15 protein-coding genes are annotated in these 15,913 nt (G+C 35.1%); 6 read left to right on the top strand and 9 right to left on the bottom strand.

Going from position 1 to position 15,913, the window contains the following annotated elements:
• Window positions 1–50: 50 nt before the first annotated feature.
• The 4 genes from JQC67_RS04610 (at window position 51) to JQC67_RS04595 (ending at window position 5,231) form a co-directional block, all read left to right on the top strand.
• On the top strand, window positions 51–2,351 hold the full coding sequence (locus JQC67_RS04610) for an inorganic phosphate transporter (protein WP_203251684.1): 2,301 nt from the start codon (window positions 51–53) through the stop codon (window positions 2,349–2,351).
• 136 nt (window positions 2,352–2,487) lie between these two features.
• Complete coding sequence (locus tag JQC67_RS04605; RefSeq protein WP_203251683.1) at window positions 2,488–3,429, top strand: CAP domain-containing protein; 942 nt, start codon at window positions 2,488–2,490, stop codon at window positions 3,427–3,429.
• Window positions 3,430–3,526: 97 nt separating this feature from the next.
• Window positions 3,527–3,976, top strand: coding sequence for an STAS/SEC14 domain-containing protein (locus tag JQC67_RS04600; protein ID WP_203251682.1), 450 nt, complete (start codon window positions 3,527–3,529; stop codon window positions 3,974–3,976).
• Window positions 3,977–4,061: 85 nt separating this feature from the next.
• The gene (locus JQC67_RS04595; protein WP_203251681.1) at window positions 4,062–5,231 is read left to right on the top strand and encodes a sialidase family protein; all 1,170 of its coding nucleotides are present in this window, start codon (window positions 4,062–4,064) and stop codon (window positions 5,229–5,231) included.
• A gap of 20 nt (window positions 5,232–5,251) precedes the next feature.
• On the opposite strand, the gene nadD is transcribed toward JQC67_RS04595, so the two are convergent.
• From nadD to JQC67_RS04570, 5 genes are all read right to left on the bottom strand, one after another.
• Window positions 5,252–5,842, bottom strand: coding sequence for a nicotinate (nicotinamide) nucleotide adenylyltransferase (nadD, locus tag JQC67_RS04590; RefSeq protein ID WP_203251680.1), 591 nt, complete (start codon window positions 5,840–5,842; stop codon window positions 5,252–5,254).
• Window positions 5,842–6,435 carry a guanylate kinase gene (gene gmk / locus JQC67_RS04585; RefSeq protein WP_203251679.1) on the bottom strand — a complete coding sequence of 198 codons (594 nt, stop codon included), beginning with the start codon at window positions 6,433–6,435 and terminating at the stop codon, window positions 5,842–5,844. Before gmk ends, nadD begins: the two co-directional genes overlap by 1 nt.
• Entirely contained in the window at window positions 6,435–7,292 is an 858-nt protein-coding gene (locus JQC67_RS04580) for a YicC/YloC family endoribonuclease (protein ID WP_203251678.1), read from the bottom strand. The genes gmk and JQC67_RS04580 overlap by 1 nt, the downstream gene beginning before the upstream one ends.
• Window positions 7,293–7,535: 243 nt before the next feature.
• Window positions 7,536–8,306, bottom strand: a complete 771-nt coding sequence (locus JQC67_RS04575) for a 3-keto-disaccharide hydrolase (protein WP_203251677.1) — start codon at window positions 8,304–8,306, stop codon at window positions 7,536–7,538.
• A gap of 13 nt (window positions 8,307–8,319) precedes the next feature.
• The gene (locus tag JQC67_RS04570; RefSeq protein ID WP_203251676.1) at window positions 8,320–9,372 is read right to left on the bottom strand and encodes a sugar phosphate isomerase/epimerase family protein; all 1,053 of its coding nucleotides are present in this window, start codon (window positions 9,370–9,372) and stop codon (window positions 8,320–8,322) included.
• 153 nt (window positions 9,373–9,525) lie between these two features.
• Between JQC67_RS04570 and JQC67_RS04565 the strand changes: the two genes are divergently transcribed.
• Window positions 9,526–11,229: a GMC oxidoreductase gene (locus JQC67_RS04565; RefSeq protein WP_203251675.1), complete on the top strand. Its 1,704-nt coding sequence runs from the start codon at window positions 9,526–9,528 to the stop codon at window positions 11,227–11,229.
• A gap of 71 nt (window positions 11,230–11,300) precedes the next feature.
• Window positions 11,301–11,771 carry an ASCH domain-containing protein gene (locus JQC67_RS04560; RefSeq protein ID WP_203251674.1) on the top strand — a complete coding sequence of 157 codons (471 nt, stop codon included), beginning with the start codon at window positions 11,301–11,303 and terminating at the stop codon, window positions 11,769–11,771.
• Between the two features lie 78 nt (window positions 11,772–11,849).
• Here JQC67_RS04560 and JQC67_RS04555 read toward each other — a convergent pair whose 3' ends face one another.
• From JQC67_RS04555 to JQC67_RS04540, 4 genes are all read right to left on the bottom strand, one after another.
• Entirely contained in the window at window positions 11,850–12,989 is a 1,140-nt protein-coding gene (locus tag JQC67_RS04555) for a Gfo/Idh/MocA family protein (protein ID WP_203251673.1), read from the bottom strand.
• 53 nt (window positions 12,990–13,042) lie between these two features.
• Complete coding sequence (locus JQC67_RS04550) at window positions 13,043–14,272, bottom strand: nucleoside permease (protein WP_203251672.1); 1,230 nt, start codon at window positions 14,270–14,272, stop codon at window positions 13,043–13,045.
• Between the two features lie 10 nt (window positions 14,273–14,282).
• Window positions 14,283–14,726, bottom strand: coding sequence for a DinB family protein (locus JQC67_RS04545; protein WP_203251671.1), 444 nt, complete (start codon window positions 14,724–14,726; stop codon window positions 14,283–14,285).
• A gap of 78 nt (window positions 14,727–14,804) precedes the next feature.
• The gene (locus tag JQC67_RS04540) at window positions 14,805–15,800 is read right to left on the bottom strand and encodes a sugar phosphate isomerase/epimerase family protein (RefSeq protein ID WP_203251670.1); all 996 of its coding nucleotides are present in this window, start codon (window positions 15,798–15,800) and stop codon (window positions 14,805–14,807) included.
• Between the last annotated feature and the right edge of the window lie 113 nt (window positions 15,801–15,913).

Here is a 15,913-nt window from a genome sequence, read left to right as displayed (position 1 = left end):
TTGTACAACAAACAGTTATAGATATTTGCCAACATTTTTTCGACGTACCTATGGATAATTTTTACTTGTTGATGATAGTGGCTCTTGCAGTTCTTGCGATTGCCGATTTAGTTGTTGGAGTTAGTAATGATGCAGTGAATTTCTTAAACTCCGCTATTGGGTCAAAAGCAATTTCATTTAGAACCATAATGATTGTCGCTAGTTTAGGTATTGGCTTCGGAGCTATATTTTCTAGTGGTATGATGGAAGTTGCTCGTAAAGGTATTTTCAACCCTGGCGAGTTCTATTTTGATGAAATCATGTTCATCTTTATGGCAGTAATGATTACAGACATATTACTCCTTGATTTTTTCAACACCATAGGCATGCCAACCTCAACTACTGTGTCTATTGTATTTGAACTACTAGGTGCTGCAGTGGCTATGGCTTTAATAAAAATAGGAGCCGATAATGGTAGCTTTGCTGATGTAGTAAATTATATAAACACTACTAAGGCTACAGAAATAATTCTCGGTATTTTGCTCTCTGTGGTAGTAGCATTTTCAGTGGGTGCTCTGGTTCAGTGGGCCTCTAGACTTTTATTATCGTTCAATTATGAGAAAAAACCTAAATGGGTAGGTGCATTATTTGGTGGAGCTGCCTTAGCTGCAATAACCTATTTCATTTTAATGAAAGGTATAAAAGGTACTGCTATTGCAAATGAAAGCCTTGACATACTCAACGGACTTACAATTAAAGACTTTATTGAATCACATTGGATGTCTATATCAGCAGCAAGTTTTGTGCTATGGTCTGCTGTTTCTTATGCACTAGTAGAATATTTCAAAACCAATATTTACAAATTAATTATTGGCGTGGGCACCTTTGCTCTTGCTTTAGCATTTGCTGGCAATGATTTGGTAAACTTTATTGGTGTTCCTATTGCAGCTTGGCAATCATATGAGGCATGGCTTGCTTCTGGTGTTGATGCAACTGAATTTAGCATGGGCATTCTCGCCTCTAAAGTGCCAACACCCAACTTAATGTTATTCTTTGCAGGTGTTGTAATGGTCGTAACACTTTGGTTCTCAAACAAAGCTAAAGGAGTGGTAAAAACCTCAATTGACCTTTCAAGCCAGAGCGAAACTAAAGAACGTTTTCAACCCAACTTTCTTTCAAGAGGGCTAGTGCGATCTGCGATTGCGATTTCTAAATACACTGGCACTTTAGTACCAAATACATGGAAAGCACCCATAGATAAACAATTTGAAAAGCCTGTAATTGCTTTATCTAAAGATAGAGTTCATGAATTACCAGCTTTTGATATGGTACGTGCTGCTGTAAATTTAATGGTAGCAGGTATTTTAATTTCTATTGCTACATCATACAAATTACCACTCTCTACTACGTATGTAACTTTTATGGTTGCAATGGGTACATCACTTGCAGATAGAGCTTGGGGAGCAGAAAGCGCAGTTTACCGTGTTGCTGGTGTACTTAATGTTATTGGCGGATGGTTTATGACAGCCATAATTGCTTTTGTGGCTTCAGGGGTTATATTGACCTTAATTAGCTTTGGTAAAGGTGCTGCAATTGCCATATTATTATTTGTGGCTATTCTATTACTGGCAAGAAACTATATTAACTACAACAAGAAATCTAAAGAAATTAAAGAGGAGGATCAGTTACAAAGAGCTGAAAGTAGTTCTATACAAGGTGTAATTGAAGAAAGTGCAAGTAATATTTCTACAGTTATTAAACGTGCAAACAAAATTTATACGAATTCAATTAACGGACTTGCGACACAAGACTTAAACCTGCTTAAAAAGAACAAAAAACAAGGCGCTAAGCTTGCTAATGAAATTGACGGGCTACGCGACCATATTTTCTATTTTATTAAAAACTTAGATGAAGCCAGTGTAGGTGCAAGTAATTTCTATATAAATGCTTTGGCACATTTGACCGATATATCGCAATCACTTGAATATATTGGTAAGGTAAGTCACAAGCACGTAGACAATAACCACAAAAAATTAAAATACAATCAAATAAAAGAATTAAAGGAAATTGATCAAAAGCTAGAGGATATTTTTAATAATACTCAAGCTGCTTTTGATGCTCATTCTTTTGAACAAATCGGTGTTATTTTAGGCGGAAAACAAGAGCTTTTTGACCTTGTTTCACAAAAAATAGAAAAACAAATTGCACGTACTAGAACTGAAGAATCTAGTCCTAAAAACACAACTTTGTATTTTTCAATACTATTAGAAACTAAAGATTTATTAACAGCAACAACTAATCTGTTAGAGCAGTATTTTCAAGAACATGATAGTTCTATCACACCTGCTAAACCCGTATTACCAGAAGAATAGTTTACAAACTACCTTTTTAAATTCTAACGCTGTACCGAAAAAATTGAAGTTTTTGAGTATAAGGCCAGTTGCCCATTCATCGAAAAAATATCACTTTTTATAGATTAAACCGTTACCATAGCAAATCAATATCGCTATGTACCGCAATTTTCAAAGCTCTTTTTATATTCTATTTTTAGCTTTTGTTCTTACTTCATGTAGTAAAGATGAAGAAACAATAAATCCGCCAGAAATTGAAACTGATAATGTTGCTAGAGCAACGGCTAAACAACTTTATCAAGACCATTATATAGCTTCAAAAACTACTGCTTCAGACCCACAGTGGAATGGGGATTCTAACCATTGCAATGCAGGTACATTGGCTCAAAATACAATGTCAAAAATATTTCAACGTGTTCATTATTACAGAATGGCTGTTGGCCTGAATAATACTTTAACCGAAAATCAAGATCAAAGCGCTAAGGCGCAAGAGGCAGCTTTGATGATGAAAAGTAACCAGCAACTTGACCACTTTCCACCATCTAGTTGGTCATGCTACACTGAAGCAGGCAGTGAAGCAGCAGGTAAGTCAAACTTAGCAATGGCGAAAAACGCAGAAGCAGTTGATCTTTATATAAGCGAACCGGGTAGTTCAAATGGACCAGTAGGCCATAGAAGATGGCTACTTTGGCCAAGACTTAATTCGATGGGTGTTGGTAATTCTGACAATTCAAATGTTTTATGGGTTGTTGGCAATTCAGGATCCGCTCCAGCAGACGCCCCTGATTTTATCTCATGGCCACCAGCAGACTATGTACCAAGTGATTTAATATATCCTAGATGGTCTTTTTCTATAACCGGAGCAGATTTTAGTCAAACAACTGTTTCAATGGTTGATGAAATAGGTAATGCTATTGCTATAAACATGGAAGATTTAAATACATTATATGGCGACCCTACAATTGTTTGGCAACCACAAGGCATCAGCACTAATATTAGCGAAGACACCGCATACGTGGTAACCTTGAATAATGTTGAAATAAATGGTGAACTTGAAGATTTCGAGTATACAGTCATATTATTTGACCCTAACCGTTAATCTGTATTCAACCTTATTTCATCTATTATTTTTGCCCTTTCCCTTAGCTACATTTAGCTTGTAAGATTCATTTTAAGAAATATCAAACTTCCCTCGTTTGAGTGGATTATTGTATATTTCGGTGGGCATTAATATGACGATGGAAATAACAGCGAGCACAACTCAAGAACTTATTGCTGAGCACAATTTAGAAATAGGAAAATTCCTTTTTTATACGAACATTATAGTCGGAGAATTTCGCGAAGGTGTTCATGTAACTAAAGAAAATGCAATTGAACCTATTTATATTTCTCAAAAAATTTATGGTGAATACAAACCCATAGTTTATATCTCGCATCGGAAAAATTCTTATTCGATGGACCCAGTAGAATACAAAGAAGTTGTCGATTTATTTCCGAACTTTAAGGGTTTTGCTATTGTTTCTCAAAACAAATATCGTCGCATGATTGCATCCTTAGAAAAATTATTTATTAAAAAACCAATTGAAGTATTTGAAAATATGGACAGTGCTTTAATCTGGGCTGAAAAGCTTTTGAAAAAAGCTTAAGAAAGCAATTAATAGACTTAGTTTTTTTACCTTCAGGTTTTAGTTTTGACACATCTAGTATTTTGAATTTCCAATATTTCTTAAAATGAAAAATAAAAAATTGAGTACTACAGTGCTTTTTTCTACTTTACTACTTTTCATATACACGTCTAATTGTTTTTCGCAATCTGATAATAATTCAATTGTTCAAGATATTTCAAAAGACACTCTATCCCTTTCAACCCCGTTTTATTCGGGTATGAATGGGTACCATGCTTTTAGAATTCCAACCGTAATACAAACAAAGAATACTTTAATCGCTTTTGCTGAAGGACGTAAAAATTCTACCAGCGATTTCGGAGATATTGATATTGTTTACAGAAGATCTACTAATCAAGGTAAAACTTGGCAACCAATGCAAGTGCTATATGATTTAGATACAATGGCAGTTCAAAACCCAGTGCCTATTTATGTGAAAAAAGAAAATAAAGTAGTATTTCTCTTTAACACCACATCAATGAGTGAACACGATATATTGAATACGGATTATGAGCTAAAGGATGAACGAATGGCCTATATGACCGCTAGTTCTGACGAAGGAAAATCATGGGCACCAGTACAAAATATTACGCGGTCAGTTAAGCGAAAAGATTGGCGGTGGCATGCCATAGGCCCTGTACACGGTATTGAACTAAAGCACAGCGCTAATAAAGGTAGATTAGTAGTGCCAATTGCCATGAGCATTGCTAAAGGAAATAAAGCCTATTGTATGGCACTAGTCTATTCTGATGACAGTGGTAACACTTGGCAAATTGGTGCGGTAGATGAAAACTTAAAAGACGCTGTTCAAGCCAATGAAACAACAATAGCAGAATTACCTGATGGAAGAATATATATAAATACTAGAGACCAAAATGGCGGCTCAAAAGAAAAAAATAGAGGTGAAACTTTTAGTTTAGATGGCGGACTAACTTTTCAAGAACCTATTGTTGAATCTGATAAATTTCCAAGTCCGGTTGTGCAAGCGGCGCTTTTAAGTTGGAATGGGGACAAAAATCAAATTCTATTCTCAACGCCTTCCTCAAAAAATAAACGTGAGAACCTAGTAATTATGACTAGTAGTGATAACGTAAAAACTTGGAACACACTTTTCAAAGTGCACGAAGGTTATTCTGCCTACTCAGATTTAGTGCAAATGGATGAAAATACTTTAGGTGTTATTTACGAAACAGACGATTATAAAAAAATACGTTTTAAAAGAATTTCTATGAAGTAATAACTTCTTATTTTAAATTTTTAGGACCTATAAAAATTCATTTCGTCTAAATATTTCCAAACAGCTTCAGGCAATAACGGTCTTATATTTTTTCCTTCCTTATGATTTTTACGGATAAAAGTCGATGAGATTTCCATAATTGGTGCATTGACTTTATGAATCTTAGAATGCCCTTCAAAACGATGTTCTATTTTTCCTTCTGATATTCTAGGATAAACATATAGCTCATGATTTTCTAATATAACTTCATGGTTTTTCCATTTATGAAAACTCTTCAAATTATCTTCACCCATAATAAGACTAAACTCATAGGTGTCATCATAATTTTCAATAAGATGCGCTAAGGTATGTACCGTATAATTCGGTTGTGGTAAATCAAATTCAATTTTTGAAGGTTTTAATTTAGGATAGCCCTCAGTAGCCTCTAAAACCATCTGATAGCGATGATTGTCTTTTAAAAGTGATTGCTTGACTTTAAAAGGACTTTGAGGTGTTATTACAAACCACACCTCATTTAGATCAGAAAACTCTACCATGTGATTGGCAATAGCTAAATGACCTATGTGAATTGGATTAAAAGTTCCGAAATATAGTCCAACTTTCTTAGCCATTAATCGGTTGTTTCGGTCGTAGGCTCTTTAATAAAATCTAACACCAATTGCTTTGCTTCACTTAATGCGGTATCAAGGTCGTAGTTCTTTATAATTTTATCAAATTGTGGTGCCGTTGCTAGTTCAACTGAAGCCTTTGCAATGCGCATATTGATTTTATCTTCACTTTCGGTGCTGCGTTTCTTTAATCTTATTTTGAGCTCATCAACACTTGGTGGCTTAACAAATACAGCTAAAGTTTGATCCGGAAATTTCTTTTTTATTCGCAAACCACCGACTACATCAATATCAAAAATTACATTTTTGCCTTCTGCCCATAAGCGTTCAACTTCCGTTTTTAGAGTTCCATAAAAATTATCTCTATAAACCTCTTCCCACTCTAAAAATTCGTCATTTTTTATGTGATTCTTAAATTGAGAAATAGAAATGAAATAATAATGTTCACCGTGTTTTTCTTTCACCCGTCGCGCTCTAGAAGTGGCGGAAACTGAAAATGCCAAATTAAGTTCAGGTTGTTCTAACAAGTGCCTAACAATAGTAGTTTTACCACTACCTGAAGGCGCAGAAAACACTATAAGTTTACCCCCTTTCATTACAGTACGTTTAACATTTGTTCTTTTATTTTCTCAAGTTCGTCTTTCATTTGCACAACCACTTGTTGCAAAGGTGCAAAATTAGCCTTTGAACCAATTGTGTTAATTTCACGACCAATTTCTTGACAAATAAAACCTAGTTTTTTACCATTAGAATCAGCTGAATTAATGGTAGTCGAAAAATAATCTAAATGATTGGCTAACCGAACTTTCTCTTCAGTAATATCATACTTTTCAAGATAGTAAATCAATTCTTGCTCAAACCTGTTTGCATCAACATCAGCTTTTAAATCAACCATTGCCTTTTCTAATCGTTCACGAATTGAATCTATACGACCTACATCAATAGTAATTACTTCTTGTAATAGCAATTCAATGTTTTTAATTCGATGTATAAAATCATCTTCTAACACCTTACCCTCTTCTGATCTGAATTTATTTATCTCAGAAAGTGCTTCTTTCAATGAGGCTTGAATAACTTCATACTCTTCTTCATCAAGATCCTCACGTTCAGTTTTCATCGCCTCAGGTAAACGCAATGCCATTTCTAACAAGTGTATGTCATCACCGTCTGCGATAGCACTTAGCTGTTGCATATACTGCTTAACAACAGCTTCATTTACCACTGCTGAAGTTTCTGTTCCTGTTGATTCAACATACAATCCGAAATCAACCTTACCACGCTCTAAAGAACTTGCTATTACTTTACGTAATTCTAATTCTTTAGCTCGATAAGCTTGTGGCATTCGAGCATTTAAATCGAGGTTTTTACTATTCAAAGATTTAAGCTCAACGGTAATTTTTTTTGTAGGAAGTTGGGTAACATGTTTCCCAAAACCAGTCATAGATTGAATCATAGACAGTTATTAATTTTTAACAAAGATAGCTAAAATAGACACTTTACGCAGTAAACATAGGCGAATCAGGCAATATAGCTAAACCGTACTTCTAATAAATATTAAGGGTGAGATTTACAATTCTCTCACCCTTAAATTATGGTAATTATCATCAGGACACGAAACATCTAAAGATTTCGTATCATGCATCAATTTTTTAGTCTATTATATGATGTATTGAAATAATTTTGTGGGTGTTCAAAATTATAGCTCTTTAATTTTAATATTTCTAAACGCAACAACATCACCGTGATCTTGCAAGCCAATTTTACCAGTCTTTGCTTTTGCAAATCCATCCCAACCATCAAATTTTGAACCTTTTAACAAGGCATCTAATTCTTCTCCGTGAACAGGAAAAGTGGCTACTTCTACTCCGTTTAAAACCGAAGTACCCTTATTTGTATTGTGGTCAATTGTTATTACTGCAGTATTCCATTCGCCTACAGGTTTTGTAACGTCTTCAGATGGCGAAACCAAATCATATAACGCACCTGCCTGATGCGAAGTACCATTTTTACCATCGGGGTGTTTATCATTATCTAATACCTGAATTTCTAATGCAGAATGATAGGGTTGTTTATACTTAGCATCTTCAACTATTCCCCAAAATATACCACCATTACCTGTGTCCGAAATTTTCCATTCTAATGATAAAACAAAACTGGTAAATTCTTGTTTTGTGACAATATTAAAACTTTGCTTTTTTCCATCTGCATCTTTGCGTTCTTCGTCTGTTGGTGGATCAAAAACCATATTACCATCTATAATCTTCCAACTTTCAGGAGCATCACCACCCATATAGGCTTGCCATGCATCTAAAGAGCTCCCGTCAAATAAAGATATCCACTCTGAAGTTGCTTCTGCACTATCGCCCTCGTGTACTTCTTCAATTGCCTTATCAGCAGCTTTTTCTACTTTTTCTTTACAAGCCATACTAGTCAAAACTACCAAAGCAACTATCATTAATTTTTTCATGTATCGTATTTAATTATGTTCCTAAAATCTTTTTAAGCATTTCTTTATCTACTGCTGCACCTGCAAAATCATCAAAGGTTTTTTCTGTTGCCTCAATAATATGATCTTGAATAAAAATCGCGCCTTCACGAGCGCCTTGCTCCGGACTCTTTATACAACACTCCCATTCCATAACGGCCCAAACATCACAGCCGTACTGGGTTAACTTTGAGAAAATAGTTTTAAAATCTATTTGCCCATCACCTAATGAACGGTATCTTCCTGCTCTATCACCCCAATCATTATAACCACCAAAAGCTCCTTTTTTTCCTGTCGGATTGAATTCAGAATCTTTTACGTGAAACGACTTTATAAACTCATGATAATGGTCAATGTATTCGATATAATCTAATTGTTGTAAAACAAAATGGCTTGGATCATACAATATATTTACTCGTTTATGATTTCCGGTAGCTGCTAAAAATCGCTCAAAAGTATCACCGTCATGTAAATCTTCACCTGGGTGAATTTCATAACAAACATCAACACCTTCTTCATCAAAATGATTTAAAATTGGCATCCAACGTTTTGCTAATTCTTCAAAACCCATTTCTACCAAACCAGCTGGCCGCTGTGGCCACGGGTGCCATGTATGCCAAAGCAATGCGCCCGAAAAGGTAGCGTGAGCTTTAAGCCCCAATCTTCTACTTGCTGTTGCAGCTTTTTTAACTACATCTACTGCCCATTCAGTTCTAGCCTTCGGATTATTTTTCACCTTATCTGGCGCAAAATTATCAAACATTAAATCATAAGCTGGGTGAACCGCCACCAATTGCCCTTGTAAATGTGTTGATAGTTCGGTAATTTCTAAGCCATATGAATTTACCTTTCCTTTAAGCTCATCGCAATAGTCTTGACTTTCTGCAGCCTTATCAATATCTATGAGAAAACTCTCCCAAGTAGGTATCTGAATACCTTTATAACCTAGATCTGATGCCCATTTACACATACCATCCAACGTATTGAATGGTGCCTTACTATCTACGAATTGCGCCAGAAAAACGGCAGGTCCTTTAATTGTCTTCATTTTTAGTTACTTCTATTTATTAGTTGTAATCGAATTATAGTTGTGATGTTTTTAGGAATAAACCCTATATTTAGTTCTGAAAAATCCCCTAACTACTTTTTCTTTGGGAAGATATAAATATAGAAAAACCATAAGAAATAATACAATAAATTTATGATTCAAGATGAGCAGTATGATGCCATTGTGGTAGGAACTGGAATAAGTGGCGGATGGGCAGCCAAAGAATTATGCGAAAAAGGACTTAAAACTTTAGTGTTAGAGCGCGGTAGAATGGTAGAACATATTAAAGACTACCCTACTATGAATGATGACCCATGGGATGACCCGCTAAGAACTCGTTTTTCTTTAGAAGATGAAAAAAAATATCACATTCAACGGCGATTAAATTGGGCGCCTGATAATACTGATAAACACTTTTTTGTAAACGACCTTGAACATCCTTATGTACAAACCAAACGTTTTGACTGGATACGTGGCTACCATGTAGGCGGGCGTTCTCTAACTTGGGGCAGACAAAGTTATAGATGGAGTGACACTGACTTTGAAGCTAATAAAAAAGAAGGTGTTAGTATTGACTGGCCTGTTCGTTATAAAGATATTTCGCCTTGGTATGATAAAGTTGAAGAGTATATTGGTGTAAGTGGCCAAAAATTAGGACTCAAACATTTACCTGATGGTAAATTTCAACCACCCATGAAACTTAATTGTGTGGAAGAAGATTTTAAAGAGTCTGTTTCTGAAAAATTTGAAGACGGTCGAGTTATTACAATTGGTAGAACTGCACATATTACTGATCCTGATGCTAAAATAGAAGGTAGAACTATCTGCCAAAACAGAAATAGATGTAGACGCGGATGCCCGTTCGGGGGTTATTTTAGTAGTAATTCTTCTACGCTTCCAGCAGCTGAACGAACTGGAAACATGACGCTAAGACCTAATTCTATTGTACATGAGGTTATCTATGATGACAAAACAAAACTTGCTACCGGTGTTCGAGTGATTGACACCGAGACTCATGAAAAATTAGAATTCAAAGCAAAAATTATTTTCTTATGCGCGTCTTCAATGGCCTCTGTTGGTATTTTACTACAGTCGAAATCTGAGCGTTTCCCCAATGGGTTAGGTAACGATTCTGATGCATTAGGGCGTGGACTTATGGATCATCATTACAAACTTGGTGCGCGAGCTAAAGTAGATGGCTATTTAGACAAATACTATAAAGGTAGAAGAGCCAATGGTTTTTATATTCCGCGATTCGCAAACTTAGATGAGAAAACTAAAAGAAAGGGGTATTTGCGTGGATTTGGATACCAAGGTTCTGCAAGTAGAGCCGATTGGACAGAATCAGTAGCTGAAATGGGCTATGGCAAAGACCTAAAAGGTGAAATATTAAAACCCGGTAAATGGCAAATCGGAGTTACAGGTTTTGGTGAGTTTTTACCTTATGATGATAACAGAGTTACTTTAAGCGAAACCGAAAAAGACCAATGGGGTTTGCCACAATTAGATTTTGATGTTGAGTTTAAAGAAAATGAATACAACATGAGAAAAGACATGGTTTCTGATATTGTAGAAATGTTCAAAGCTGCCGGTTTTAAAGATATTGAGCCCTATGAAGAATCTTCATATCCGGGACTCGGAATTCATGAAATGGGAGGAGCCAGAATGGGTCACAGCGCTAAAACTTCTATCGTTAATAAGCATAATCAGGTGCACTTGGTGCCTAATGTTTATGTTACCGATGGTGCTTTTATGACATCGTCAAGTTGTGTGAATCCGTCTTTAACCTATATGGCCTTTACGGCTAGGGCAGCACAACATGCTGCCGAACAATTAAAAACTGGAAAATTCTCATAATAGCTAACTAACGCATACGTAATACCATTAAAAATTAACAATATTAATTAAACACAATACGTTTAGAATTCATGGAAAACACATCAGCCAACAATATGTGGGGGGATTATTTAAAAAATCACCTTGAAGACGTCTTTCATGAGGCTCCTAAAACCATACATTTTTGTGATAATGAAGAGGATGCTAATCAATGTGCTGAATTAGTAAAAAAAGGTATAAAAAGAGCAACTACAGATTCATTGCTTGGTCTTCAAAATCGTAAAGAAAGATTACCAAAAATTGGAGACTATGCTGTTGTTACAAATTGGGATGGAGAAGCACAGTGCATAATAGAAACCACGAAAGTTGTACTAAAGCCACTATTTAGCATAGACGAAGAATATGCTCAACTTGAAGGTGAAGGCGACAAATCATTAGCATACTGGAAAAAAACACATTGGGACTATTATACACGTGAACTAGCTCAATTTGGACGTCTACCTAGAGAAAGTATGATTGTGGTCTGTCAACAATTTAAAAAAGTTTTTGAACGTAAAAAATAACTTTATACATCTTGGACAAAAAAAGAAAGCCCTGCTAATTATATAATTAGCAGGGCTTTTAATTTATTAAATATTATTTTATTTAATAAGTTTTACCCAAGCATTGTTATTCTTGTTTGACTCAACTGTAGCTTCAATAAAGTTCATTCCACGAACACCATCTTCCATTGTTGGAAATTCACCATCGTCATACTTTTTACCTCTTATTGCTTTGGCTACGCCTAAATAAATATTGGCCATAGAATCAAAAATTCCTTCAGGGTGACCCGCTGGTAATTTTGTGCCTTCTAAAGACAATTTAGAGTTGTATGCATGACCAGGCTTATAAACTTGCATAGGCTGCGTATCGCTTTTCACATACAAGAAATTCGGATCTTCTTGATCCCAATGTAAAGACGCTTTAGAACCATAAATTGAAATTCCTAGTCCATTTTCATCACCTGTTGCTACTTGACTACTTCTTATCACACCTTTTACATGGTCATCCATACGAATCAATACTGTTCCGTCAACGTCCATTTTATTATCCTTATATAAATAATTAAAATCACAAAGAATTGACTTTATTTTAAGTCCGGTTGTGTATTCTACCAAATTAAAAGCGTGCACGCCTATATCACCCATGCAAGAACTGATACCTGCTTTTTTAGGATCCAGTCTCCAAACTGAAGAACGTTTCTTCTTATCATGAATAATTGTATTTATCCAACCTTGATAATACTTCGCATCAATCTTATGGATCTTACCTATAGCACCTGATTTTATCATTTCACGCATTTGACGCACCATTGGGTACCCAGTATATGTATGCGTTAAAGCAAAAACTTTACCCGACTTCTTATGTGCCTTTTGTAAAATTTTTGCCTCCTCTAACGATGTGGTCATTGGCTTTTCACAAATAACACTAAAACCATTATCTAATAATTTTTTAGCCATTGGAAAGTGCAAGAAATTTGGAGTAAGAACTGAACAAACCTGAATTCTTTCATCTTCTGGCAATTTCAACTCTTCTTCAACTAAGGTGTCAAAATCTTCATAAATTCTTTTTAGCGGCACATCTATTTCGCGTGCAAATGCCTTATTCGCCTTAAAATCGGGATTAAAACAAGCGCCAACTATTTCATAATTATCATTAATTTGAGAAGCTACTCTATGTAAAACTCCGATGAGGGAATCTCCGCCTCCTCCTAAAACTCCTAATCTTATTTTTTTTGGCATAGTACTAAAATATTTATGTTATTTAAATTGTCTGTTTAATTTGAAACCCAAGTTTATGAATTGTATTGTATCTCTTCGTCTTTAAAGAAAAACAAAAATATCATAAAAACGGCAGCTGCGAAAATTGCAGGAAAAATCCAGATTTCTTGCCAGCTATGTACATTGTCAGAAAGCAAGTATTTATCTGAAATTTTACCAGCAATCCAATATCCAATTAACATTCCTACCCCATAGGTAGCTAAAGTGATTAAACCTTGTGCAGCGCTTTTAACTTTCTCACCTGCCTTTGAATCAGTATAAATTTGACCCGAAACAAAGAAAAAATCATAACAAATACCGTGTAAAGCAATACCCATTACGATCATAAAAAACAAATCACCAGCATCACCAAAGGCAAATAAAATATATCGTATACCCCAGGCTAACATTCCGAAAAGTATTGTCTTTTTAAATCCATATTTCTTGAAGAAAAAAGGCAGAAGTAACATAAACATGACTTCTGAAATTTGCCCTAATGTTGCCCAAGTAGTAGAATTCTCTACTTTGTATTCTGTTAGAAAAAGACTGAGGTTTTGATAATAAAATGCTAGTGGAATACAGATTAAAACTGATGAAATAAAGAAGATCAAAAAATTTCGATCTTTTAATAATTTAAGCGCATCTAAACCCAAAATATCAGAGATACTGGCTTTTTCACCTTCCTTAGCAGTAGGTGGTGTTTTGGGTAATGTAAAACTAAACACGCCAAGAATAGCTGAAGCTACAGCAACCATTAAGAACGTATTTGATAAGGCTCCCTGACCAATATTCTCAATGGAATCCCACTTAAAACCAAAACTAATAACCCATCCAGCAATTATCCATCCGCCAGTACCAAATACCCGAACAAATGGGAATTCTTTAGCCGGATCTTTTAATTGTCTGAAAGAAATTGAATTTACCAAAGCCAAAGTTGGCATATAAACAATCATATAACCTAAAACAAAAGGATAAAAATGATCAAACTCAGTAACACATGACATTTGATACATGAGTATTGCACCGATAATATGCAATACGCCTAATATTCGCTCGGCATTGAAATATCTATCTGCAATTAACCCGACAATAAATGGTGCAATAATAGCTCCCCAAGATTGCGTAGAAAATGCCATACCCGTTTCAACACCTGTGGCATTTAAATTATGACTCAAAAAAGAACCTAAGGTCACAAACCAACCTCCCCAAATAAAAAATTCAAGGAACATCATTACCGAAAGTTGCGCCCTGATTTTTGGGATCATTTAATTTTATTTAGCGTTTATAAAAAACATAATCAAGGGGCAATGGCTCAATATCACTTTGCCGTAAACTCATCATTATTTGACCTCTATGATGCGTTGAATGATTAATAATATGGAATAAAATGTCTTGTAGCGTACTTGTAAATAAACGCCCTTGCGAATTTTCATAGTCAATTCTTACATCAAAATTATCTGCATTCGACGTAATATCAAAAGAGCTACGCTGATTCTCATAATGAATATCACTCCAATCTGAAATATCATGAATTTGCCATACATCAAACTCACTTTTTAAGCCTAGTGCTCTAACATTCCATATGTGATGTGCATTCAATAAATGTGAAAACAATTCATGGCTTTTTTCAGGCACATTTTCTTCACTAGAGCATAACTCAATGAGTTTTTTATTGCAATAAAAGTTATAATCGAAAAGCTGATTAAAAAAGGTTTTCATTTATAACTTCTATTTTTTTTACAATAAACCATTTCATAAAACAATCAATAACTCTTTGAGAATTCTATGCAAAATATATTAATTAACTTCTTTGGCTGCCTTAAGCAAAAGATCTCTTGTTGCAATAATACCAGCCTCTTCACTTAATTCTTTGCCTTCATATTCAACACCAATATAACCTGTATACCCAGCGTCTTTTACAATTTGCAGCATTTTTTTGTAATCAATATTAACTTCATTTCCTTCAGCATCAAATACGTTCGATTTAGCACTTACAGCCATTGCATGAGGCATCAATTCAGTAACACCCTTATATATATCATACATCTCTTCACAGTCCCAACTATCTTTTTTTCGAGTGATGCAAAAATTACCAAAGTCGGGTAAAGTGCCACAATTGTCCATATTTACCTCTTTCATAACAGCTGCATGCATTGCTCCATTTGAAGAAAGTCCACCATGGTTTTCTACCAAAATTTCAATATTTTTCTCTTTGGCGTACGTTGCCAATTGTGTTAAGCCATCTACAGAATTAGCATGCCACCTTGCTGGATCAGATTCACCGTTAAGATTTACACGTATTGCGTGACAACCCATAGCTGCAGCCGCATCAACCCACTTATAATGTCTTTCAACAGCAGCTTTTCGCTCAGCTTCATCACTTACGGCAAGATCACCTTGCCTATCAATCATGATTAAAACATTTTGCATGCCATGCTTTTTAGCTTCGGCATTTGATTTTTCAACAAACGCAGCCATAGCCTCTGGTGAATATTCATTATTTTCTAAATCAGCAGGATAAAGTTGACTTACATATTCCAAACCTGTAAAACCCCATTCTTTAGCCTTTTCAGCAAAAGTGTACGGATCTACTTTTTTATCATTAATCATATTATGAATTGACCATTGCGCTAAAGAGAGTTTGAAAAAAGGCTCAGCAGATTCATTGGCTACTGCTTCAACAGCTGTATTTTCAGCATCTTTCTTTTTCGCTTCTTTACATGAATATGTAATTGTTGCTATGAACGCTATTGCAATAATCGATTTAAACTTAAAAATGTTTCTTACTTGCATAATTGATTTAAAATGAGATTTAATTCTACCTCTTTGTGAGGCTATTTCTTTTTTTGAACTATTGATTTACAACACCGACTTATTTATTTTAAAGTACCTTTCTATGCTTGACA

Source organism: Aurantibacter crassamenti (genome assembly GCF_016811105.1).
GTDB lineage: Bacteria > Bacteroidota > Bacteroidia > Flavobacteriales > Flavobacteriaceae > Aurantibacter_A > Aurantibacter_A crassamenti.
The sequence above is the reverse complement of the archived record's forward strand: the minus strand, read 5'-3'. Positions and strand labels throughout refer to the sequence as shown.